Origin of the sequence: Neobacillus sp. PS3-12, from assembly GCF_030915385.1 — a bacterium.
GTDB lineage: Bacteria > Bacillota > Bacilli > Bacillales > Cytobacillaceae > JAEVLT01.
In genome coordinates this window covers 3,584,339-3,606,975 of sequence record NZ_CP133268.1, presented here as the reverse complement: position 1 = coordinate 3,606,975, position 22,637 = coordinate 3,584,339, and the positions used below count along the sequence as shown (strand labels likewise).

General features: G+C 38.3%; 22 protein-coding genes and 1 pseudogene. 5 read left to right on the top strand and 18 right to left on the bottom strand.

The genetic code is table 11. From position 1 onward, the window contains the following. The first annotated feature begins 9 nt into the window (after window positions 1-9). A complete protein-coding gene (locus RCG17_RS18260; RefSeq protein WP_308171526.1) occupies window positions 10-1,008 on the top strand; it encodes an inorganic phosphate transporter in 999 nt (332 codons plus the stop codon). 77 nt (window positions 1,009-1,085) lie between these two features. Here RCG17_RS18260 and RCG17_RS18255 read toward each other — a convergent pair whose 3' ends face one another. Both RCG17_RS18255 and proC read right to left on the bottom strand, forming a co-directional pair. Beyond that, window positions 1,086-2,435 (bottom strand): GGDEF domain-containing response regulator, encoded by a 1,350-nt coding sequence (locus tag RCG17_RS18255; protein ID WP_308171525.1) that lies wholly within the window; start codon window positions 2,433-2,435, stop codon window positions 1,086-1,088. Between the two features lie 225 nt (window positions 2,436-2,660). Further along, window positions 2,661-3,458 (bottom strand): pyrroline-5-carboxylate reductase, encoded by a 798-nt coding sequence (proC, locus tag RCG17_RS18250; RefSeq protein ID WP_308171524.1) that lies wholly within the window; start codon window positions 3,456-3,458, stop codon window positions 2,661-2,663. Window positions 3,459-3,502: 44 nt separating this feature from the next. Between proC and RCG17_RS18245 the strand changes: the two genes are divergently transcribed. Continuing rightward, on the top strand, window positions 3,503-4,132 hold the full coding sequence (locus RCG17_RS18245) for a DNA-3-methyladenine glycosylase (RefSeq protein ID WP_308171523.1): 630 nt from the start codon (window positions 3,503-3,505) through the stop codon (window positions 4,130-4,132). Between the two features lie 51 nt (window positions 4,133-4,183). Here the strand turns inward: RCG17_RS18245 and RCG17_RS18240 are convergent, their stop codons facing one another. The 3 genes from RCG17_RS18240 to deoC are packed head-to-tail and all read right to left on the bottom strand — an operon-like array spanning window position 4,184 to window position 5,486. Then, a complete protein-coding gene (locus RCG17_RS18240) occupies window positions 4,184-4,579 on the bottom strand; it encodes a cytidine deaminase (RefSeq protein ID WP_308171522.1) in 396 nt (131 codons plus the stop codon). A 42-nt stretch (window positions 4,580-4,621) separates the two neighbouring features. After that, window positions 4,622-4,789 (bottom strand): XapX domain-containing protein, encoded by a 168-nt coding sequence (locus RCG17_RS18235; RefSeq protein WP_308171521.1) that lies wholly within the window; start codon window positions 4,787-4,789, stop codon window positions 4,622-4,624. A 22-nt stretch (window positions 4,790-4,811) separates the two neighbouring features. Then, the gene (deoC, locus tag RCG17_RS18230; protein ID WP_308171520.1) at window positions 4,812-5,486 is read right to left on the bottom strand and encodes a deoxyribose-phosphate aldolase; all 675 of its coding nucleotides are present in this window, start codon (window positions 5,484-5,486) and stop codon (window positions 4,812-4,814) included. Between the two features lie 232 nt (window positions 5,487-5,718). On the opposite strand from deoC, the gene RCG17_RS18225 reads away from it, so the two are divergent. Further along, the gene (locus RCG17_RS18225; RefSeq protein WP_308171519.1) at window positions 5,719-7,884 is read left to right on the top strand and encodes an MMPL family transporter; all 2,166 of its coding nucleotides are present in this window, start codon (window positions 5,719-5,721) and stop codon (window positions 7,882-7,884) included. A gap of 9 nt (window positions 7,885-7,893) precedes the next feature. Here the strand turns inward: RCG17_RS18225 and RCG17_RS18220 are convergent, their stop codons facing one another. The 8 genes and pseudogenes from RCG17_RS18220 to RCG17_RS18185 form a co-directional block, all read right to left on the bottom strand. Further along, complete coding sequence (locus RCG17_RS18220) at window positions 7,894-8,235, bottom strand: cupin domain-containing protein (RefSeq protein ID WP_308171517.1); 342 nt, start codon at window positions 8,233-8,235, stop codon at window positions 7,894-7,896. A 191-nt stretch (window positions 8,236-8,426) separates the two neighbouring features. Further along, the gene (locus tag RCG17_RS18215; RefSeq protein ID WP_308171516.1) at window positions 8,427-8,975 is read right to left on the bottom strand and encodes a 2-oxoacid:ferredoxin oxidoreductase subunit gamma family protein; all 549 of its coding nucleotides are present in this window, start codon (window positions 8,973-8,975) and stop codon (window positions 8,427-8,429) included. A gap of 15 nt (window positions 8,976-8,990) precedes the next feature. Further along, the gene (locus tag RCG17_RS18210) at window positions 8,991-9,746 is read right to left on the bottom strand and encodes a thiamine pyrophosphate-dependent enzyme (RefSeq protein ID WP_308171515.1); all 756 of its coding nucleotides are present in this window, start codon (window positions 9,744-9,746) and stop codon (window positions 8,991-8,993) included. A 1-nt stretch (window position 9,747) separates the two neighbouring features. Beyond that, window positions 9,748-10,113, bottom strand: a complete 366-nt coding sequence (locus RCG17_RS18205) for a transketolase C-terminal domain-containing protein (RefSeq protein ID WP_308175882.1) — start codon at window positions 10,111-10,113, stop codon at window positions 9,748-9,750. 18 nt (window positions 10,114-10,131) lie between these two features. Beyond that, window positions 10,132-10,790 (bottom strand): annotated as a pseudogene (locus tag RCG17_RS18200) (3-methyl-2-oxobutanoate dehydrogenase subunit beta); the annotation flags it as partial. 43 nt (window positions 10,791-10,833) lie between these two features. Further along, window positions 10,834-11,064 carry a 4Fe-4S binding protein gene (locus RCG17_RS18195; RefSeq protein ID WP_308171514.1) on the bottom strand — a complete coding sequence of 77 codons (231 nt, stop codon included), beginning with the start codon at window positions 11,062-11,064 and terminating at the stop codon, window positions 10,834-10,836. An 8-nt stretch (window positions 11,065-11,072) separates the two neighbouring features. Next, window positions 11,073-11,741, bottom strand: a complete 669-nt coding sequence (locus RCG17_RS18190) for a hypothetical protein (protein WP_308171513.1) — start codon at window positions 11,739-11,741, stop codon at window positions 11,073-11,075. 301 nt (window positions 11,742-12,042) lie between these two features. Further along, window positions 12,043-12,363, bottom strand: a complete 321-nt coding sequence (locus tag RCG17_RS18185) for a hypothetical protein (RefSeq protein ID WP_308171512.1) — start codon at window positions 12,361-12,363, stop codon at window positions 12,043-12,045. A 505-nt stretch (window positions 12,364-12,868) separates the two neighbouring features. Here RCG17_RS18185 and RCG17_RS18180 point away from each other — a divergent pair. Continuing rightward, a complete protein-coding gene (locus RCG17_RS18180; RefSeq protein WP_308171511.1) occupies window positions 12,869-14,149 on the top strand; it encodes an ArsB/NhaD family transporter in 1,281 nt (426 codons plus the stop codon). A 78-nt stretch (window positions 14,150-14,227) separates the two neighbouring features. Here the strand turns inward: RCG17_RS18180 and RCG17_RS18175 are convergent, their stop codons facing one another. Next, window positions 14,228-16,003 carry a putative bifunctional diguanylate cyclase/phosphodiesterase gene (locus RCG17_RS18175; protein ID WP_308171510.1) on the bottom strand — a complete coding sequence of 592 codons (1,776 nt, stop codon included), beginning with the start codon at window positions 16,001-16,003 and terminating at the stop codon, window positions 14,228-14,230. Between the two features lie 131 nt (window positions 16,004-16,134). Continuing rightward, window positions 16,135-17,070: an MBL fold metallo-hydrolase gene (locus RCG17_RS18170; protein ID WP_308171509.1), complete on the bottom strand. Its 936-nt coding sequence runs from the start codon at window positions 17,068-17,070 to the stop codon at window positions 16,135-16,137. Between the two features lie 173 nt (window positions 17,071-17,243). On the opposite strand from RCG17_RS18170, the gene RCG17_RS18165 reads away from it, so the two are divergent. Then, window positions 17,244-18,086, top strand: coding sequence for an aldo/keto reductase (locus RCG17_RS18165; protein WP_308171508.1), 843 nt, complete (start codon window positions 17,244-17,246; stop codon window positions 18,084-18,086). Between the two features lie 36 nt (window positions 18,087-18,122). On the opposite strand, the gene RCG17_RS18160 is transcribed toward RCG17_RS18165, so the two are convergent. From RCG17_RS18160 to RCG17_RS18150, 3 genes are all read right to left on the bottom strand, one after another. Further along, window positions 18,123-20,312: an alpha-galactosidase gene (locus RCG17_RS18160; protein WP_308171507.1), complete on the bottom strand. Its 2,190-nt coding sequence runs from the start codon at window positions 20,310-20,312 to the stop codon at window positions 18,123-18,125. A 110-nt stretch (window positions 20,313-20,422) separates the two neighbouring features. Next, entirely contained in the window at window positions 20,423-21,058 is a 636-nt protein-coding gene (locus tag RCG17_RS18155; RefSeq protein ID WP_308171506.1) for a bifunctional 4-hydroxy-2-oxoglutarate aldolase/2-dehydro-3-deoxy-phosphogluconate aldolase, read from the bottom strand. Window positions 21,059-21,139: 81 nt separating this feature from the next. Further along, the gene (locus RCG17_RS18150; protein ID WP_308171505.1) at window positions 21,140-22,627 is read right to left on the bottom strand and encodes a UxaA family hydrolase; all 1,488 of its coding nucleotides are present in this window, start codon (window positions 22,625-22,627) and stop codon (window positions 21,140-21,142) included. Window positions 22,628-22,637 lie beyond the last annotated feature (10 nt).

The window sequence follows — 22,637 nt, the reverse complement described above, 5'->3', positions numbered from 1 at the left end:
AGTCTTAAAATGAGTAGTTTATTAATTGTAACAGTTTTGATTGTTATTGGTGCTCTTCTTTTTGACTTTATTAATGGTTTCCATGATACAGCCAATGCAATTGCTACATCTGTTTCTACAAAAGCGTTAAAGCCGCGACATGCCATTCTTTTAGCGGCTACCATGAACTTTGTAGGTGCCCTAACCTTTACTGGAGTTGCTAAAACCATTACGTCTGATATTATTGATCCTTTTAAAATGCACAATGGACATGCAGTGATCTTCGCCGCTCTACTTTCCGCCATTGCATGGAACTTAATTACTTGGTATTTCGGGATTCCAAGTAGTTCTTCACATGCGATTATCGGCTCCATTGCCGGAGCTGCCATTGCCGCTTCTGGATTTGCAGCCTTAAAATATGCAGGATTTTTAAAAATTATTGAAGGTTTAGTGATCTCTCCTATCTTGGCATTTATCGTAGGCTTTATCATATACAGTATCTTTAAGGTAATCTTTAGAAACTATAATTTAACAAAAACGAATCGCATTTTTCGGATTATTCAAATCCTGACTGCCGCCTTGCAATCATACTCACATGGTACGAACGATGCCCAGAAATCAATGGGGATCATTACCATGGCCCTAATTGCCAATGGCTTTGTAACTTCAACGGATATTCCATTATGGGTCCAGGTTGCCTGTGCGTGTGCAATGGGGCTTGGAACATCCATTGGAGGATGGAAAATTATTAAAACAGTTGGCGGAAAAATCATGAAAATCCGCCCAATCAATGGAGTCGCTGCAGACTTAACGGGAGCATTTATTATATTTGGAGCTACGTATGTTCATTTGCCTGTAAGTACGACACATGTTATTTCCTCAGGAATTTTAGGTGTAGGGTCTTCTCACCGTCTTAAAGGAGTCAAATGGGGGACCGCTCAGCGGATGTTGATTACTTGGGTCATTACCCTTCCAATCTCAGCATTACTAGCAGGAATTATTTATCACATCATTAATCTCATTTTCTAAAAAACAGGGACAATTCCCTGTTTTTTTGCTTGTCAAAAAAGGCCCATTCGAAAGAACCTTTTTTGATTTATAAGAGCTTATTTTATTCGATAAATGAGCCGTTCCATTCTGGCCTGAAGTTCAGAAATATTAAAAGGCTTTGTAATATAATCATCAGCGCCATATTTTAATGCCTGGGCAACATCTTCTTGGTTTTTTCTGCCAGTGAGCATTAATACCAGAATGTTATGTTCATAATGGCTACCCTTTACTTTCTGTAAGATTTCGAGGCCATCCATTTCCGGCATAATTCCATCAAGTATTAAGAAATGCTGCCCCTGCTCTAAAAGCCTGTTGGATTGAAAAAAGGTTAAGCCATTCGCAAACGCCTGTACATTTACTTCATAATGGTCAATTTTCATCGATTGTAAGATTTTTTCTAGCATCTGACGTATGATCGCATCATCATCAATGACAGAAATAAACAGTTTTCTTTTAGGGACATCCTTTACAAGCTGATTGTTACTTTCTACTCTGGCTCTTCCAGATTGTTTTGCTTTGTATAATGCCTGATCAGCCACGTCGAGGGCAGTCTCTAAAGTCTCTCCATTTGTCAAAATCGTATGAACCCCAGCAGAAAAAGTAACCCTAAAATTTTTTCCGTTAACTTGAAAACTCTTTTCAGAAAATTCTTCTAAAAGTCTTGATACAATCTCGAATGCCTGAGAAAGATTTGTATTGGAAAACAAGATGACAAATTCTTCGCCGCCAAATCGAAATACTGTATCAGAATTTCTTGTTGTTTCTTTTAGAAATGCAGCAAAATTGGAAAGTACATGATCCCCGACTAGATGGCCAAATTGATCATTTATTTTTTTAAAATGATCAATATCCAGGATGGCTAAACTGAATGATTGATCATTTCGTTTAAGCTCATTTATATTACTTTGAAATACATCCTTAAGAAATTTACGATTATACAATTGTGTCAGTTCATCCATCAAAACAGATTGCTCATAGATTTGTTTACGTTTTAAATGACTCTCAATTCTGACCACCAGCTCTTCTACATCAATGGGCTTAGATATAAAGTCATCTGCCCCTTTCCGAAAAGCATTTAATCTCGTTTCTTTGTCATCCACCGCACTAATCATAATTTTTGGTATAAACATTTTTCTAGTATTTTGAAGGTCCTCTAATATTTTGAATCCGCTTGTCTTCGATAAATGAACATCAATTATGACACAATCCGGATTCACATCAAAATACTGTGAGACGGCATTGTCTAATGAAGTATTGGCAATAACAATCCATCCTTTTTCTTCAAGAGCATCCTTTAAGAAAATTAGCATGGTAATGTCGTCATCAATTATTTGGATAAGCGGGATTTTTTCATCACGAGATTTGACTTTTTGAAACAGTGAATTTTCATTATCTTCAGTGCCCATTTTCTACACTCCAAAAGTTGGATTTATTAAAAAACACTCCAAAAATAATCCAATAGACCTATATGATTTCAGTTTATTATGAAAAAGGAAATGATTCAATCATAAAGGAATGAAATATGAAAAGATATATGGGAGGGGATTTTAAAAAAACTTTAGTAACATAATTATATTCTTTACATAAGTATTTTTTATGGAGGAAGAAAAAAGATCCAATCTGGACCTTTTTCATAGTTTTTTGATTTTATCCGTACATTCTTTCATTGCTGAAAGGACTGCTCCTCTAAACTGATTTTTTTCAAGACTTGCCACAGCTTCTATTGTTACTCCCCCTGGAGTGCAGACATCGTCTTTTAACTGGCCAGGATGTTTTCCTGTTTCTAAAACCATTTGGGCTGCACCAAGAACAGCCTGTGCTGCTAATCGGTAGGCCTGGCTCCTTGGTATTCCCTGTTGAACACCTCCATCTGCCATTGCTTCAATGAACATATATACATAGGCAGGAGAAGAACCACTAATCGCAGGAACGGCATCCATTAATGACTCCGTAAGGCATTCAGTTTTTCCAAAAGAATTGAATAATTGTACAACTTGTTCTAAGTCTTCCGAGTCAACGTTCTCATTAGGACAAAGAACACTCATTCCTTCTCCGACCAATGATGGAGTATTGGGCATGGTACGAATAAATTTAAGTTTACGTCCGAATGCTTTATTTAAATCTTCAAGTGTAACTCCAGCAGCAATGGTAATGATAATGGAGTCTGGTTTGACTAATCCTTTAATTTCATTGATTACCTTTGTATGAACATTGGGATTTACTGCTAAAATGAGAATATCAGCAAATTTGGCAACCTCTTGATTAATCTTTGTTATTCTTATTTGGTATTTTTGTTTGATTGTCATTAGCGTTTTTTCCGTAAAAGCACTTGCTATGATATTTTCTGGAGATAGTAAGTCTGTGTGTAGGATACCCGAAATCATCGCCTGAGCCATTTTTCCAGCTCCGATAAATCCAATTGTTTTCATTGATGTTTCTCCTTTTAAAAAGATGTATTCTGGAGGTTTTAAATGTGAAGCTAAATCAATCCAAGCCTGCCATAAATGAAATAGTACCTGTTTCCAGTAGTTTCTTTCAAAAGTCTACGATTGATTTAGCCCAATCTTTGCTAGGCTGTGTATTGGTCAAAGAAACGCCTGAGGGGATGGCAGCAGGGTTTATTGTCGAAACAGAAGCCTATAGAGGACCAATCGATCGTGCGGCGCACAGTTATCAAAATCGCAGGACAAAGCGAACCGAAATTATGTTTGCTAAGGCAGGGCATGTTTATACATACCAAATGCATACCCATTGCTTAATTAATGTTGTCAGCGCAGGTGTGGATGAACCTGAAGCTGTCTTAATCAGAGCCTTGGAGCCATTATTCGGCATCGAATTAATATCAGCCAGAAGAAAAATGACAACCGAGCGAAATCTTACAAACGGACCAGGAAAGCTGACAAAAGCATTAGGGATTACCATGGGTGATTATGGACGCGTTTTTTGGGAGCCACCCTTATTTATTAGTAAGGGAATAACTCCAGTACCCATTTCTCATGGGAAAAGAATCGGGATTGAAAATACCGGAGAAGCAAAGGATTATCCATGGCGCTTTTGGGTAAGCGGAAACCCGTTTGTTTCACGGCATCAAAAGGAAAGCTGATAGTATGGGCACGATATGTAAAAAAGAAGCGAGCGGGATTTTTCCCGCTCGTTATTTTAAGTCCTTTGGCGAAAAAGCGCCCGGAAGAAGTTTAGCAACCGTCGTTTTCTGAATATCCCCTTTTAAATTGGTCAAAATGACTTCCATATTTGCATCACAAAGCTCGGAAATGACTTGTCGGCATGCCCCGCACGGAGAAACCGGTCCATCCGTGTCAGCTACAACAACAAGAGTTTCAAATGATGTCACTCCATCAGAATATGCTTTGAATAATGCCGTTCTTTCTGCACAATTGGTTACACTAAACGCTGCATTTTCGATATTGCAGCCATGAAAGACCTGTCCGTCCTTTGATACCAATGCTGCTCCTACTTTGAACTTTGAATAGGGGACATAAGCTAATTCCCTTGCCTTCATTGCTTCGCCTATCAGCTCTTTTTCTTCCATTCTCATCACTCCCACCCATTGGTCCATCTTTCTTATCCATCTTTAATGTATAAGCTTTCCAATCCAGTCAGCGATAATGCCGCCAAAATAAACGCCAAAAATCCCAATGACTCCCGTTAAAACTGGGGGAGCAGGAATCGGAAGCTTTAGGAACTTAAAAATAATTCCAACTAGCAAACCAGCTACTAAAGCTAAGAAAACCTCTTTCATGACCAGCCCTCTTTTTCTCTAATTAATAATTTGCGGTCGATGTTTCTCCTTTAACGATGGAAATGCCAGCACTTGCACCAATTCTTGTTGCCCCTGCATCGATCATCGCTAGAGCATCCTCGCGGCTGCGAACCCCGCCAGAAGCTTTTACACCTAGGTTTGGACCAACTGTTTTTCGCATTAATTGGATATCAGCCACGGTGGCGCCCCCTGTTGAGAAACCAGTTGAAGTTTTTACAAAATCGGCTCCTGCCTTAACAGCAAGTTCACAAGCCCTTATCTTTTCCTCCTCAGATAACAAGCAGGTTTCAATAATAACCTTGGTTAATGCTTTTCCCTTCGCTGCTTCAACCACTGCACGGATATCTTGTTCCACAAAATCGTCTCGTTTGTCCTTAAGTGCACCGATATTAACAACCATATCAACCTCTGTTGCACCATTTTCAATGGCATTTTTTGTTTCGAACACTTTTGTTTCTGTTGTTGTGGCTCCTAATGGAAAACCAATCACGGTACAAACCTTTACATCTGGAGTATCAACAAGCAAATCGGCTGCCGTTTTTACCCATGCAGGATTTATACAAACAGAAGCAAACAAATATTGTTTGGCTTCATTTACCAACTTAACGATTTCAGCTTCTGTCGCATCTGGTTTTAATAATGTATGGTCAATCATACGAGCTACATTTTGAGTCATTATGATTACTTCCTTTCCTTTTATTTTTACCTAAAAAAATCATAATAAATTTCCCAATTTTAACTATAACAAATTATCTTAAACTGATATGCCTTTTTTAAAAAATTTTAATTGTCCTTACTATTTCCTTATTGCAGAAAAAAAGTGTTGTATAAATTATTATTTTTCTAAAATTTTTGCCAAGAATTCAATTAGATATTTAGGGTATGATTCAATTAAAGGGGGGAAACTGTTGCTGCAAAAACTAGGAGAAACTGTATTTCGAAAACGGAAATGGGTACTCTTTATTTGGGTATTCCTAATTGTAGGATTTGGATTTTTCGCCTTAAAGCTGCCGACCGTTCTCAGTGGAAATGGCTTCGAGTATCAAGGTGAATACAAACAGACAAACAGTCTTTTAGAAAAGGACTTCGGTCAGCCAAAATCCTCCATTATCCTCCTCTTTCATCATGATAAACAAATAAAAGATCAAGAATGGATAAAATTTATTGAAGATACATTCAATAACATCAAAGGTTTAAATAGTATTAAAATCACTACCATGCCTTTTGGTCATGCAGAAATGATGAAAGATCGATATGCCTATGGTATTTTAGCCTTTGATAAGAGTTCGGAAGACCTTGGTAAAGAAATAAATTGGTTACGCTCAAAGTTAAAAAATAAACCAGGTCTTACTGTCACAATGACCGGAGAGCCTGTCATCGTTCAAGATTTAAATAAGGCAAGCCAGGAGGATTTAGCAAAAGCAGAAATGATTGGGCTGCCTATCGCCTTATTTGTATTGATTCTGGCCTTTGGCGGGGTTGTGGCAGCAGCGATTCCACTTATTATCGGGGTTGTATCGATCCTTTCAACAATGGGAATTGTCTATTTTTATAGTCTCAGCACCCATTTATCTATTTTTATCTTGAATATTGTGCCCATGATTGGTTTAGCACTTAGTATTGATTTTGCCCTTCTCTTTATTAATCGCTTTAAAGAAGAGATAAATAAAAATGCACTTAATGAAGCAATTCAAATAACAGTATCGACCGCTGGCCGTTCAATTATTTTTTCTGGACTTTGCGTCTTTATTGGCTTATCGGGTTTGTTATTTATCAAAATTGATATTTTTCAAAATGTTGCTTTAGGCGGGATGACGGTCGTTTTTGTTTCTGCTCTCACAGCCATTACTTTTCTTCCAGCACTGTTATCATTTATGGGACACGGCATTAATAAATTTAGCTTGTTTCGAATCAAGGATACACCTTCATCCTTTTGGCATTCATTTGCCATGTATGTGATGAAAAGGCCAGTTCTAATGACGATAACAGCCTTGATCATTCTCCTGGCAGGTCTTATTCCGGCTAGGGAGATGAATTTAAAAATCCCCGGCATTGATTCTTTACCGGAAACTTATTCTTCAAGAATTGCTTATGAAACGTTTAAGGACAAGTTTATTCCGAAGGAAAAGGTTGATGAGAAAAAAATAATGATTGTGCTGCAATCCAGAGGAAAAATGCTGGATACTGCCAATCTAGAAAAGGCTTTTCAGTTGATTAATAAACTAAAAAAAGATCATCTTATTCATCAGGTTGATTCCCTTTTTTCGGTGACAAAAGCAAAAAGCGCAAGCCAACTTTCACAGTTTCTCTCATATGGGAACAAACAACAACTAACGCCATTATTAGCTTATTATGTCAGGGATAACAAAATGATGGTTGAAACCTATTTAAAAACAGAAAATAGCTCACAGAACCGCACTTGGGTAAGGAATTGGGCAAACAAGGATCTGCCCTTAAAAACCTATTTTGGCGGTCAAATAAAGTTTGAACAAGAAATCTTTGATGAAATTTTTAATAAGGCTCCTTATGGACTTTTACTCATATTTGGGACTACCTTCATCATTTTAATGGCAGCCTTTCGTTCCTTGTTAATTCCGCTAAAGGCAATCTTGATGAATGTGTTGAGCCTTAGCTGTACATTTGGAATTGTCGTTTGGGTTTACCAACAGGGCCACTTTGGAATGAAGCCGGTGGATATCGCACTCATTCTGCCAGTATTTGTATTTAGCCTTGTGTTTGGCTTGTCAATGGATTATGAAGTTTTCTTGATATCCAGGATCCAAGAATTTTATTTAAATACAGGTGACAATAGTTTTGCCACAGTGTCAGGATTGACCTATACAAGTAAAATTATCACTTCAGCTGCGGCAATCATGATTGTTGTAACTGGGGCCTTTGCTTTTACCGGTGTGATGCCAGTTAAACAACTTGGCGTTGGCATTGCGACCGCTATCTTCATAGATGCTTCCATTGTTCGAATGGTGCTGGTCCCTGCATTAATGAAACTGCTGGGTGATTGGAATTGGTGGTTTTTCGGGATTAAAGCCAAACAAAAAGAGAAAAAGCCAGCTTAATCGCTGGCTTTAAATATCTTTTGCATATTCTTGATTTGGCACTTTGCTGATTACAACATACAAGCTGACAGGCTCACTTCCGCTGTTTGTAAATGCCAGTTCTTCTTTATCACTTGTGTGAGTTAAATCCGATGCTGTCACTTCTGTCTCTTTTCCATCAATGATGATCGTTCCATTTCCGTTTAAAACGAAAAGATAAACCTCTGCCCCTGGATGCTTATGAGCGGGAAGTTTTTGTCCAGGCATAAAGTTCAGAACAAATGCTGTGCTTTCTCCATTATTAAAAATGACTCTTTTTGTAAATTTTTCCTCATTATATTCTTGGTAGGCTTTAACGGATTGCATTTGCATGATGAATTTCCTCCTAATTACTTGATTGACTTCATTGTAATTGAAAATGATTATCAATTAAGTGCATTGAATCACACTTTATTTATTTTGTGTTAACTATTTAGGAGTATGTACAACAAAAGGCCTAAGCCAAACGCAGCAGCATAAAAAAAATTCCTGCAAAAAATCGTCAATGGCTTAGGCCTATTAGTTTAAGATATATGTTCAAGGACAAATGTAGCGCCTTTCTCGAGAGCTTTAATGTTTAATTCTATTAAATGATTTTTTTCTGGTGATAATACTTTATTTAAAGACTGAACCACGGAATGTAATGAAATAAATGGTACGTTAGCTAAGTATGTTCCAAGTAAAATCATATTGGCTACTTTTGAATTTCCTAACTCATTTGCCACATGAGTGGCCTGTACTTCAATGACCTTAATATCTTCTCGTGTGGTTATTCGGGTAACCAATGATGAATTAAGAATGAGTAATCCTCCTGGCCGAATATGCGGTTCAAATTTTTCAAATGAAGGATTATTCAAGATAATAGCTGTCGATGGTCTTGAAACAACGGGTGAGCCTACTGGCTCATCACTCACCACAATCGAACAGTTTGCGGTTCCCCCTCTTTGTTCCGGGCCATATGAAGGAAGCCAGGAAACATGTTTTCCTTCCAGCATTCCCGCATAAGCAAGAAGTTGTCCCATTGACATAACCCCTTGACCGCCAAAGCCAGCGATAATGATTTCTTCCAGCATCCCTAATCGCTCCTTTTACTCTTGACCTGCGTTTTTGTTTTTGTAAACACCTAGTGGAAAAACTGGCATCATCTGATCCTTAACCCATTGGAGTGCTTCTTGAGGGGAAAGACCCCAGTTCGTCGGACATGTTGCCAACACTTCAATCAACGAAAATCCGAGTCGGTTTTTCTGCGTTTCAAAAGCTGTTCGAATCGCTTTTTTCGCTTTCATAATATGCGGTACGTCATGGAGAGACACTCTTTCAATGTATGCTGCTCCATCCAATGTGGCTAGCATTTCACAAACCCTGATCGGGAACCCTTGGACGCTTTCGTCACGACCATATGGTGATGTTGCTGTTTTTTGTCCAATTAATGTAGTGGGAGCCATTTGCCCGCCGGTCATTCCGTATATCGCATTGTTAACAAAAATAACAGTAATCTTCTCTCCTCTTGCCGCCGCATGAATCACTTCACTCATTCCAATCGAAGCGAGGTCGCCATCTCCTTGATAAGTAAAGACAAATCGATCTGGCAAGGCCCGCTTTACTCCAGTTGCAACAGCGGGAGCCCGTCCATGGGCTGCCTGGGTCATATCACAATTAAAATACTCATAGGCCAAGACGGAACATCCTACTGAAGCAACACCGATCGTATCTTCTAAAATATCCATCTCTTCTAAAACTTCGCCGACAAGGCGGTGAATCACTCCATGTGTACAGCCTGGGCAATAGTGGGTAGGCTTTTCCGTCAATCCTGTTGTTTTTTTAAATAAGGTTTTGGAACTCATGCTAACACACCCCGGCAACCGTCATCAGTTTAAGGTAGATTTCTTCTTGAGTCGGAACCACTCCACCGGTTCGTCCGAAAAACTCTACTGGTGCATATCCATTTACTGCAAGTTTGATATCATCAATCATCTGTCCTGCGCTCATTTCAATGGAGATATAAACCTTAGCATTCTCTCTGGTTTCGACGAATGGTTTTTCCGGGAATGGCCAGAGAGAAATCGGTCTGATCAGCCCCACCTTCATTCCCGCCTGCCTTGCATGTTTAATGGCATTCAGGGCAATTCGAGCAATGGTTCCATAGGCTACAATAATGATTTCTGCATCCTCCGTTTTGTAAGTTTCATAACGCACTTCTCTTTTCTTCATTTCAGCAAACTTTTGCTGCAATGCAACGTTTCTCTTCTCTAAGCTTTCTGCATCCAACTCTAAGGAAGTGATGATTTTTGGATCCCCATCGCCGCGTGTTCCAGTGGTAGCCCAATTTTTTTCAGTTGGCTGTCTTTTTTCAAGCGGAAAGAACTCAACTGGTTCCATCATTTGGCCCAGCAGTCCGTCACCCGCTAAAATGACAGGATTGCGGTAACAGTCCGCAATATCAAATGCTTCCTGGGTGAGTTCAACAATTTCCTGAAGGCTGGATGGTGCTAAAACAACGGTATTATAATCACCATGACCTCCTCCTCTTGTTACCTGATAATAATCGGCTTGGGAAGGCTGAATATTTCCAAGACCGGGACCGCCACGCATGATGTTGACGATTACAGCGGAAGCTCGGCACCTACCAGGTAAGAGATTCCTTCCTGCTTTAAACTAAAGCCTGGGCTGGAAGAAGAGGTCATTACTCGTGCCCCAGTCCCCGCTGCCCCGTATACCATATTAATCGCTGCAATTTCACTTTCTGCCTGTAAAAATACCCCATCCACCTCTGGAAGCCTTTTTGCCATATAAGCAATTAATTCACTTTGCGGTGTGATTGGATAACCGAAGAAAAATCGGCAGTCTGCGTTAATTGCTGCTTCTGCAATCACTTCATTTCCCTTCATCAATACTTTTTCCATGCGTTTCTTCTCCCTTCGCAGTTTAGCCTTAAACTGTTTGTCTTTGCTTTTCGGGTTTGTAAACGGTAATAACGGAGTCTGGGCATACTTGGCCACATTTTGCACAACTGATACAATGTTCCTGGTCAACTACTGTTGCCGAACGATAGCCATTTGCATTAATGTAAGAGGCTAAAGAAATAACATTGGTTGGGCATATTTGAATACACAATCCACATGATTTACAAAAAATTTCATTAAAGGCGACTTTGGTTTCCATGAGGTTCCCTACCCTTCCCACGGCAATTTCAAATATCTTTTAATAAACTTTACATGATGGTCTGATGCAAAATCCTCTGCTTCCTTTCTAAGATGAGAGGAAATACATGTACAAATAACTGGAACGTTAAGCTTTTCAGCTAAAGATAAACTTTGATCAGAGCCTTTACAAACTTCGGCCATTGTTGTTGCTTGGCCAATATTTGCATTATTGATGATTCCTGATACTTTTAAGCGGGAGGCATTTTCAATTCTTTTAATTACCTCTAATGCTCCCTCCAAGGTACTTACCTCGGGACGAAAACAATTTAAAACAAATAGCATCACAGGCTTTAAATCCTGCCATTCGTGATAATATTGCCCAAGGACTAACGCCCCTTCCTTATCTCCTCCGACATCAATAATGATCCGATAGTCAGGGTCGTGCAATACACGAAAGAATTCGCCGGACACAATCGGTAAATCGCTTTTCGAAAGGCGGCCTTTAGGAGAAATTAGGTCAATACTGTATAGTTGAAAAAGATCTGCGAGATCTCTTGACCGAAAATATGGATTCACAACATCTAGATCATTAATAGCCACCTTTTTGTAATTTAAGGTTTCTTGCAATGCCAGATTAATAGCAATTTCAGTTTTTCCACTGCCAAAATATCCTGTTATGATTGTAATCCTTCGCAAAGAGCCGCCTCCTTTTTCATTATGTAAGCGTTTTCATTTATATACCTGTAGAAAAAAATTTCTTGATGTTCATCTACATTATAAATTATGAGTTAAAATTTTACTTTATCCAACACCTCTGTTCACAAGATTGTAAAAGGTTATAATCTTGTTGAAAGTAAAGAAAACTCGCCGATTGGCGAGCCCCTAAGGGCGAAGACAGAGGCGTAGTTGCACTTATGCGACATATGGAAGGATAAATTTTGATAAAAAATTTATCCTTCCATATTAGCCAAAAAAAAGAAGCTCACTGAACTTCTTCTTAGCTGATAAAAGAGAGAATAACTTTTTGTGGTATATCATATTCACTTTGTGTTTTCTTTCTTAATTGTCCGCAAGAAGGCATTTCGAATGAAAAGTCTTCTACCTGCTGTGGTACAACACCTTCTTGTTTAAGTTGATCAAATACCACTTGTATTGCAGCTTCTGGAGTAAGAATTTCCTTTGAATCATCTGCTTGTAAGTAATCTACACATGTCTCAATGATATGTTCATCGATTTGTTCTTGCGCAAAAACCAGCTTGGCTCCCGCCATTTTTTCAAATTCTTCATTTTCTAATTCGATAATGGTTGTAATGTTCATTTGATTATTCCACCTTTCACAGACATCATTATAAAAAACTTTATCTAATTTGTTTATTGAAAGCGGTTTTTTTCACGGATTTTACATATATTTTTGACAAATTTCTGTCCTTTAGCAGAGCATATAGCTTTTTTCATTTTCCCCATCATCGGCATTTAGAAACCCTGCATATTTACACCTGGCAAATATTCCGATATAGTTAAAAGAAAAAATATCGGTGTTATTTTAGGGGGAGTCTGCCATTGCAGGCTCCCCCTGTCTTTTTTTAGGAAATGGCTGTGTTAAATTAGGCTGTTGATTTCCGCTCCAGGCACTCGCTTTCCGCGGGGAGGTCCTGGAGCCTCCTCGGCGCCATAGGCGCCTGTGGGGTCTCCAGAGACCTCTATATCTCGCAGGAGTCGAGTGCCCTCCGCTCCAATCAACAGGGCTAAAAAATCAACAATGTCCTTTAACATAGCCTAGGAAATAATACCTTTTAACACCATAATTGAAGAGGAGATGAAAAATGACTAATCAAGCTATTATTGCTATTGGGGTATTTTTAGTCACTTATGCCTTTATCGTAACAGAAAAAATTCACCGAACAATTATCAGTATGGCTGGTGGTATTTTGATGGTGATCCTTGGAATTATTGATCAAGAAACAGCACTGCACCATATTGACTTTAATACAATTGGTCTCTTGACAGGTATGATGATTATTGTCTCGATTACAGCCGAAACAGGATTGTTTAATTATTTAGCCATATGGGCAGCAAAAAAAGTACACGGTGATCCTTTAAAAATTCTGCTTGTCCTTGGTCTTATTACAGCAGTGGGTTCCGCATTTTTAGATAATGTAACCACCGTTCTCTTAATGGTGCCAGTTACGTTTAGCATTACAAGACAGTTAAGGGTGAACCCAATTCCTTATTTAATAACGGAAATAATCGCATCCAATGCTGGCGGAACTTCAACACTTATTGGCGATCCGCCAAATATCATGATTGGCAGTGCTGTAAAGGAACTAACATTTCTTCAATTTATAAATAATCTAGCAGCTATTTCGTTTATCGTATTAGTAATTAACATGGGAATCTTGGCCTTTATTTATCGAAAGTCCCTTAAGACTTCGAAGGAACTAAAAGAAAACTTAATGGACTTAGATGAAAAGGAAGAAATAACAGATTCAGCATTATTGATAAAATCACTCATTACACTTGGCCTCACCATTATCGGCTTTTTCCTTCATCAGCTTTTTCATTTAGAATCAGCGACAGTTTCACTTGCGGGAGCGTTTCTTTTGTTATTACTAACAGGAGAAAAATTTCTCGAAAAAGCGTTCCATAAAGTCGAATGGACAACTATTTTCTTTTTTATCGGTTTATTTGTCCTTGTCTCGGGATTAATTGAAACGGGTGTTATATCCCTATTAGCGGATTATTCGGTGCATTTGACTGGAGGGAACTTAAAATCCACCTCCATTTTAATTTTATGGGTTAGCGCAATTGCTTCGGCTTTCATCGATAACATTCCATTTGTGGCAACCATGATTCCCATGATAAAGGATATGGGGGAATTGGGCATTCATCATTTAGAACCACTATGGTGGAGCCTTGCCCTAGGTGCATGTCTTGGAGGAAACGGAACGCTTATAGGAGCAAGCGCAAATGTCATTGTCGCTGGTCTAGCCGCAAAAGAAGGCTATCCAATCTCATTTGGAAAATTCCTTTTAGTGGCTTTTCCGATAATGGTTTTATCCATTATTATTTGTACTGCTTACATTTATTTCCGCTATCTGGTATAGAACTCAAGGGTATCACCAAAAATGTTGACACTCTTTTTTTAAAATGTAAAAAGTATGTTAACGTTAACATACTTTTTACTAATTAACTTTTATATATTTCTCTTTAATAAGATTCATCACCATATCCATTTCAACTGGTTTACTGATCAGATAACCTTGGCCAAAATCACACCCATGATTTCTAAAAAATGTTAATTGCTCCTCATTTTCAATTCCTTCTGCAACAACCTCTAGTTTTAAACTATGAGCAAGTGAAATAACAGCAGTAGAAATCGAAGCGTTTGTCTCGTCCCATTCTAGATTTGTTACAAATGACTTATCAATTTTTAATATATCAATTGGAAATTGCTTCAAATAACCCAATGATGAGAAGCCTGTTCCAAAATCATCGATCGAAATTTTTATCCCCAATGCTTTTAGATTTGAAATAATAAAGGATGCATTACCAGGATCCTGCATAATAATACCTTCCGTCAATTCAAGCTCCAATGCCGATGGAGGCAAGCCTGTTTCCTGAAGAATAGAACTTACTAATTCTTCGATATTTTGGCGTTTAAACTGTTGCGGAGAAATATTTACACTAACAGATAAATGGGATAATCCTTGATCATGCCATGACTTACAATCGGTGCAGGCCTGACGTAGAACCCACTCGCCAATTGTAATGATTAACCCTGTTTCTTCTGCCAACGGGATAAAAGAATCTGGAGAAATAATTTGATCATCATTCCTCCAGCGAATTAATGCCTCCATGCCATAGATTTTATTCGTCGCTATTTCAATTTTCGGCTGGTAAAATAAAACAAACTCATTGGTCTCTAATGCCTGTCTTAAGAGTATTTCCTTATCCATTCGTTCAATTGCGCAGTCTCTCATTGTAGATGAAAATAAGGTATAACAATTTCTCCCTTTATCCTTAGATTGATACATGGCAAGGTCGGCACCTTTTACCAATGTATTAAGATCATTCCCGTGCTTAGGATATAAACTAATCCCAATACTTGTTGTCACATTCAATTTTTGACCATAAATCTCAAAGTCGTCTTCCATGCTTCTCATTATTTTTTCACAAACATACATCGCTTCATCTCGATGTTGCATATTTGGAATTAAGATAATAAATTCATCGCCGCCGATTCTGGCGGTAATTTCCTTCTCCCCAACAGAATTGATTAACCGATTTGAGACAGCTTGTAAAAGCATATCACCAGCATGATGCCCCAGACTATCATTTATCACTTTAAATCGATCAAGATCAAGTAATACAATCCCCAGCATATTTTGTTTATTTATATTGTTATGCTTCGTATAATCAGCCAGAAAGGTTTCGACAAAACGCCGATTTGGAAGATCGGTTAATGTATCGTGGTAGGCCATATGCTTAATCAATCTTTCTGCTATTATTCGATCCGTTATATCTAGGCCAAATCCAAGCATATAATCATTGTTCGATTCTTTTAAATGAATGATTGTTTTTCCGGTAAGCATATGTTTTTCTTCCCCTGAAAAATTAACCTTTACTTCCTTGGTGATTAAATTCCGTTGCTTCCAGACTTCAAGATCCATAGCTCGTTGATTTTCAGCAATTTTTTTAGGGAAAAAATCAAAAACAGTCTTTCCAATGAGCTCTTCTAAACTTTTGCCGTTCATATCGCACGTAGTATCATTAGCAAAAATGGTCCTGCCCTCACGATCTTCCAAAAATATATTAATTGGCAGGGCATTTAAAATTCCTAAGTGCAATGCCTCATGAATTCTGAGAACTTTCAAGAGCTCTTCCTCTCTGTTCTCTAACTCTTTTATTCTTAAATGTAAATTTTCTATGTCTTCATTTAATGGGGAGAGTTTACTCAATTTTTTCCCGCCTTTAAGTCACGAACTATATTTATATACATATTTTAGCGGTGTTTTTCGGATTCATTTTCATGATATTTAACAAATTAGTGAAGACTAAATATTCCATTCGTAAACATTGTATATAAAAATTACATTTCCCTATCAATCCGCAATGTCTCACCAATTTTAAGGGCAGCTAATTGCCCAGAGTCCAGTTCTAATCGTTTCCATTCTTTCATCAACCTCTCTAAAGCCTCTGGGCCCGTATCATCTGCCAGTCGATAGGCACCATAATGCATCGGAATAAAAATTCTTCCCTTTAGCTCCAAAAATGCTTTAATCGCATCTTCCGGATTAATATGGGAGATATTCATAAACCACTCTGGTTCATATGCTCCAATTGGCATTAAGACAATATCAACTGGAAAACGCTCGCCAATTTCTTTAAACCCTCTAAAATAGCCGTAATCCCCAGCAAAATAAACATTGTGATTCATTTCCGTTGCCTCTATTATCCAGCCGCCCCAATGAGAAGTATTCGTATCTGTTAAGGTTCTTTTCGTCCAATGCTGGGCTGGGACAAATGTTAGTTTTAAGTTATCATGAGAGAACGTTTCCCACCAATTTGCCTCGATTACATTAAGATATCCTTTTTTTATAAACTTCGTTCTTAACCCGATTGGTACATAAAAGGTAATATCCCCATTTAATTTCTTCAATGTGGGAAAATCAAGATGATCATAGTGTCCATGGGAAATCAAGACAACGTCAATTTCAGGGAGTTGTTCAATCGTTAAACCAGGTTTAGTTAAACGTTTTTGGAGCCCCATCCTACTAGCCCACACTGGGTCTGTTAAAATATTTATCCCCTCAAACTGAATCAAAAATGTGGAGTGGCCAATCCATGTTATTGAAAGATCTTGTTTATTTTTCTGCAAGAATTCAATCTCTTTACTATCTGAATGTGGTATTTGTGTTGTTAAATCTTTTATCTTGTTCTTCCGCTCTTTTGACCACCTTAACATATCCGAAAAAGTGTTTTTGTTCTCCACTTTATCATAATTTTGATATCTTTTTCTTCCCATGTTGGCACCTCTTTAGATCTAAAAAAATTTTTCTCAAGTATATTATAATTTCATTTTTCTTGGAATCAACGTAACTTCAATATTAACCCATTTATATTTATCATAACGTTTTCATGTTTTGGAAAATCATGAGATAATTAAAATCGGTTCTTACATAAAAAGGAGGAATGAATATGCCAACAAGCTTAAAGGACACCACAACATTACATAATGGCGTTAAAATGCCATGGTTTGGTCTTGGCGTATACAAAGTCCAAGAAGGTGAAGAAGTCATTCAAGCTGTAAAAGCAGCTATAAAAAATGGCTACATCGGTATTGATACAGCAGCTTTATATCAAAATGAAGCTGGTGTTGGACAAGCAATTAGAGAAGCTGGTGTTCCTCGTGAAGAGCTTTTTATCACGACAAAGGTCTGGAACAACGATCAGGGCTATGATTCAACTCTAAAAGCGTTTGAAACAAGTCTTGATAAACTACAGCTGGATTACCTTGATCTTTATTTGATCCACTGGCCTGGCCCAGATAAAAATAAGTATCGTGAAACTTGGAAAGCACTTGAAAAATTATATAAAGATGGACGTGTTCGCGCCATCGGTGTATCTAATTTCCAAATCCACCATTTAGAGGATTTAATCGCACATTCCGAAATCAAGCCAATGGTAAACCAGGTTGAACTTCACCCATCCTTTAACCAAGCAGCACTTCGTGAATTCTGTAAAAAAGAAGGAATTCAAATTGAAGCATGGGCACCTTTAAAACAAGGCCAATTATTTAACGACCCATCCCTTATCGAAATTGGCCAAAAGTATAACAAATCAGTAGCACAGGTAATCCTTCGCTGGGATTTACAAAATGAAGTAGTTATAATTCCTAAATCTATTAAGGAAGAACGAATCATTGCAAATGCAGATATTTTTGATTTTGAACTGTCTGCTGAAGATATGGAAAGAATCAATAGCTTAAACAAAGATGAACGTGTAGGACCAGATCCTGATACATTTACAAGAGATTTTTAGACAATTGGCTTCCATTGCCTTGTGCGCATGGGAGCCTTATTTAATTCGCCTAAAACTCCAAATTACACTATTGAAATCACTCTTCAATTGGGGAATGGCAATTCCTGCATACATTAATTCATCTCCGCCATAGACTTCTCCTGTTTTAGTGTCCCGATAAAGGAAGTTTGGATTTAACCCCTTTAACCTTAGACTGCAAAGCGGCGGATTGGGTTGTGATAAAATTTGCGAATATAAAACAACCACTTCAGTTTTGTCCTCAGAAATAAACAACCATGCTGCTTGATTCCCGATAAATGGGTTCAACAAGCGATAGAATTTCCCAAATTGAACGATATGGCGAATATCCTTATAAAATGTAATTTGACTTTTGATTTCTTCTTTTTCTTTTTTCGTTAATTTCGTTAAGTCCAGCTCATACCCGAAGTTGCCAGACATCGCTACATTTCCACGCATGTCTAATGAGGTCACCCGCTTTACCTGATGGTTGGGCACTGCAGATACATGTGCCCCCATCGTAACTAGAGGGTACACAATACTTGTGCCATATTGAATTTTCAATCTGGAGACAGCATCGGTATTATCACTCGTCCAGACTTGCGGCATGTAATAAAGCATACCAGGGTCGAAGCGGCCGCCGCCGCCCGAACAGCTTTCGAATAATATATCAGGAAACCTGGATGTGATTTCGTCCATGATACGGTAAAGGCCTAAGATATATCGGTGGGCAGTCTCACGTTGTTGTTCAGCGGACAGTGTTTCTGAACCAATTTCTGTTAGATGACGATTCATATCCCATTTCACATAGGTAATTGGTGCACTTTGCAAAACATTGGAGACAGCAGCAATAATATAATCACAGACTTCTGTTCTGGACAAATCAAGCACAAGCTGATTTCTGCCTTCTGACCTTCTGCGATTCGGAACATGTAAACACCAATCAGGATGTTTTCTATAAAGATCACTATCAACTGATACCATTTCAGGTTCAAACCATAAACCAAATTCCAATCCCATTTTTCGGATTCTTTTTGCTAGATCAGCTAACCCCTTCGGGAGTTTCTGTTTATTTACTACCCAATCACCCAGTGAGCTTTTTGCATTATCTCTTTTACCAAACCAGCCATCATCGAGCACAAATAATTCAATCCCTACTTCCTGGGCAGCCTTGGCAATTTCGATGATTTTTTCTGCTGTAAATTTCATATAAGTTGCTTCCCAATTATTGATGAGAGTTGGGCGGATTAGGTCCCGATATGTACCTCTGCACAAACGTGTCCGATAAAGTTCATGGTAAGTACGGGACATCCCCCCTAATCCTTCATCAGAATAAACCATGACAACTTCGGGGAGTTGAAATGATTCATTTTGTTTTAAAAGCCAGGTAAAGTCAAAAGGATTTATTCCTATTGACGCTCTGGCTGTATGAAATTGGTCAACTTCCACCTGCGCTAAAAAATTCCCACTATATACAAGACTGAACCCGTATACTTCCCCCTTTTCCTCATCAGTATTTTTCCTAAGCAAGGCAAAAAAAGGGTTTTGCTGGTGGCTGCTTGCTCCTCGCCTACTTTCAATTAGTTGACTTCCAGGGACAATCGGTCTTCTGACTATATTTCGTTCATTGATATGCGATCCATATAAGGTTAATAAATCAAACTGATCATCCCGAAAATCCACATTGGCGCTTAATGCACGCAGAATTTTGAGCTTTTCTTCACCTTGATTTTGAAAGTGAACAGAGCGTGTTATCGCATTATATTCTGAAAAAATTGTATAAGTCAGTTTTACTTGGAGATGAATAAGTGAATCTTCTAAGATAATTTCCAATGTTTCAGCTTCTTGCTCCTCCTCAACGTATACAGAAGGCAAACCGCTTAATTTTGGTTTTCCCTTAAAAATAGAATGGTTTTTATATCGCAGGTCTGTGATGGTTGATCCATTTTCTAATTGAATTTGATAGGCTGGTGTTCTGAAATCTGTATTTCCGTAGGCAGGGTATTCCTGTGGCAGGGTATCTAGAGAAAAAGACTGATCGGATGGTTCAGGGTTAGGGGAAAATCCCCTTTTAACAAATCTTATAGGGTTCTTGCTATAGAAATGATTTAATCGTTTTCCCCAGTATAGATGCGCTAAGTATCCATCTCTAATAATTTGTATCACGTAACTCGTATCTTTTCCTCTTAAATGGAAAATTCTTTCCTTTGGATCATAATGGACACTCAAAACAATCCCCCCTTGAGAAAAAACGAAAGTACAAAAAACCATCATAAAACACAGGTAAAGCACCCATTAGTGTTTTATGATGGTGAATGATGATTATTCCTAAAAAATCATTACACTTCTTTGGCAAGATTAGTATAAGCTTTTGCCAATTTGGTAATTTCCTCAAAATTACCTTGTTTAATCAAACTGTTGTTAACCAAATTTCCACCTAAGCCGACTGCGATGGCTCCATAGCCCAATACCTCTTTCATATTATCAAGGTTGACTCCGCCAGTTACCATCATTGGGATATGGTTTAGCGGTCCGCGTATATCTTTAATATATTTCATTCCCATTGAACCGATTGGGAAAACCTTAACAGCAGTGGCCCCAAGTTCGTAAGCACGAACAATCTCCGTAGGTGTCAATGTTCCCGGCCATACATCCACACCTTGTTCTAAGCCATAAGCTAAAACTGATTCATCTAAATTTGGAGAAATTAAGTACTCTGCCCCTGCTTGTACCGCTTCCTTAGCCATCTTAAGATTTAGGACAGTACCTGCTCCAACTCGCATTTGACTCCCTAGTTTCCCTTTTAATTCATCGATCATGTTCAATGCGCCATTTGTATTAAGTGTAATTTCCAAAAATGAAATTCCGCCTGCTAACAATGCCTTTGCCGTTTGTTCCCCGCTGCCATCGGGAATTCCTCTAATAATCGCAACAACCTTTTCTATTTCTAATAATGAAAGTAAGTCCTTTTTCAACACTAAACACCCCCAAATTTTTCTAATAAAAATGCACATAATAATTAGCTGGGGACTATGTCCCCAACTAATTGGTTCACATTATAAAGTTACACCAGTTTTAAAAATCGCAATTTCTCTGAAGTCATTCTTTTCGTTATTCACTTGTTCACCACTAGCTACTTGAATGACATAATCAATGAAGTTACGCAATACTGTATCTGCTGATTCTTCTAGTAATACTCCTGCATTAAAGTCAATCCAATGTGGCTTTGCTTCAAATAATGGAGTATTCGTTGAAACCTTCATCGTTGGAACATAGGTGCCAAATGGAGTTCCGCGGCCAGTTGTAAATAGAACTAGCTGACAGCCTGCTGATGCTAACGCAGATGCAGCAACAAGGTCATTTCCTGGGGCACTTAAAAGATTTAAACCTTTTGTCTTCAATCTTTCTCCATATTTTAGGACGTCTGTAACAACTGATGTTCCAGCTTTTTGCGTACAACCAAGAGATTTATCCTCTAATGTTGTAATACCTCCTGCTTTATTTCCTGGAGAAGGATTTTCATAAACAGGCTGGTTGCTTGCCATGAAGTATTCTTTGAAGTCATTGATTAAATCAACTGTCTTAGAAAATACTGCTTTGTCTTCAGCACGTTCCATAAGGATCGTTTCAGCACCAAACATTTCAGGTACTTCTGTTAAAACTGTTGTTCCGCCTTGGGCTACTAGGAAATCAGATAATTTTCCAAGTAATGGGTTTGCCGTAATACCTGATAAGCCATCAGAACCGCCACATTTTAACCCGATTTTCAATTCGGATAATGGCACTTCTTGGCGCTGATCACTTTTGGCTGCCTCATAGATTTCTTTTAAAAGGTTAACACCAGCCTCAATTTCATTGCCAACCTCTTGGGAAACAAGAAACCTCACTCGGTCTTCATCATATTCACCAAGACCTTCTTTAAATTCGTACAGGTTATTATTTTCACATCCAAGGCCTAGGACAAGGACCCCGCCAGCATTTGGATGAAGTACGGCATCGCGTAAAATACTTCTAGTATTGCCATGGTCTTCCCCAAGCTGTGAACAGCCATAGTTATGCTTCAGGACGAGGACATTCTCAAACGGACTGATATCGCCAACTTCCTTTTGAAAACGTTTAATGATTGTTTCAGCAACACCATTGACACAGCCAACAGTTGGTACAATCCAAAGTTCATTGCGGATTCCAACATTGCCGTTCTTACGTTTAAAACCTTTAAATGTAAGGTTCTCATTTTTAAATGGGTTGCTTGTTAATTTCTGATTAAATTGGTAGTCCACAATGCCATCAAGATTAGTTTTTGTATTATGAGTATGAACATGCTCACCCGCACCGATAGGCTGTGTTGCATGGCCAATTGGATAACCATACTTAATCACATATTCATTTTCCTGAATTTCATCTATAGCAACCTTATGGCCACGCTTTACATCATCTTTTAACTCAACCTCTTTTCCATTCACTTGAATGGTTTGACCTTTAGCTAAATCCTGTAACGCTACCACAACATTATCGATTTCATTGATTCTAATAAAATCTAACATGAATGATTCT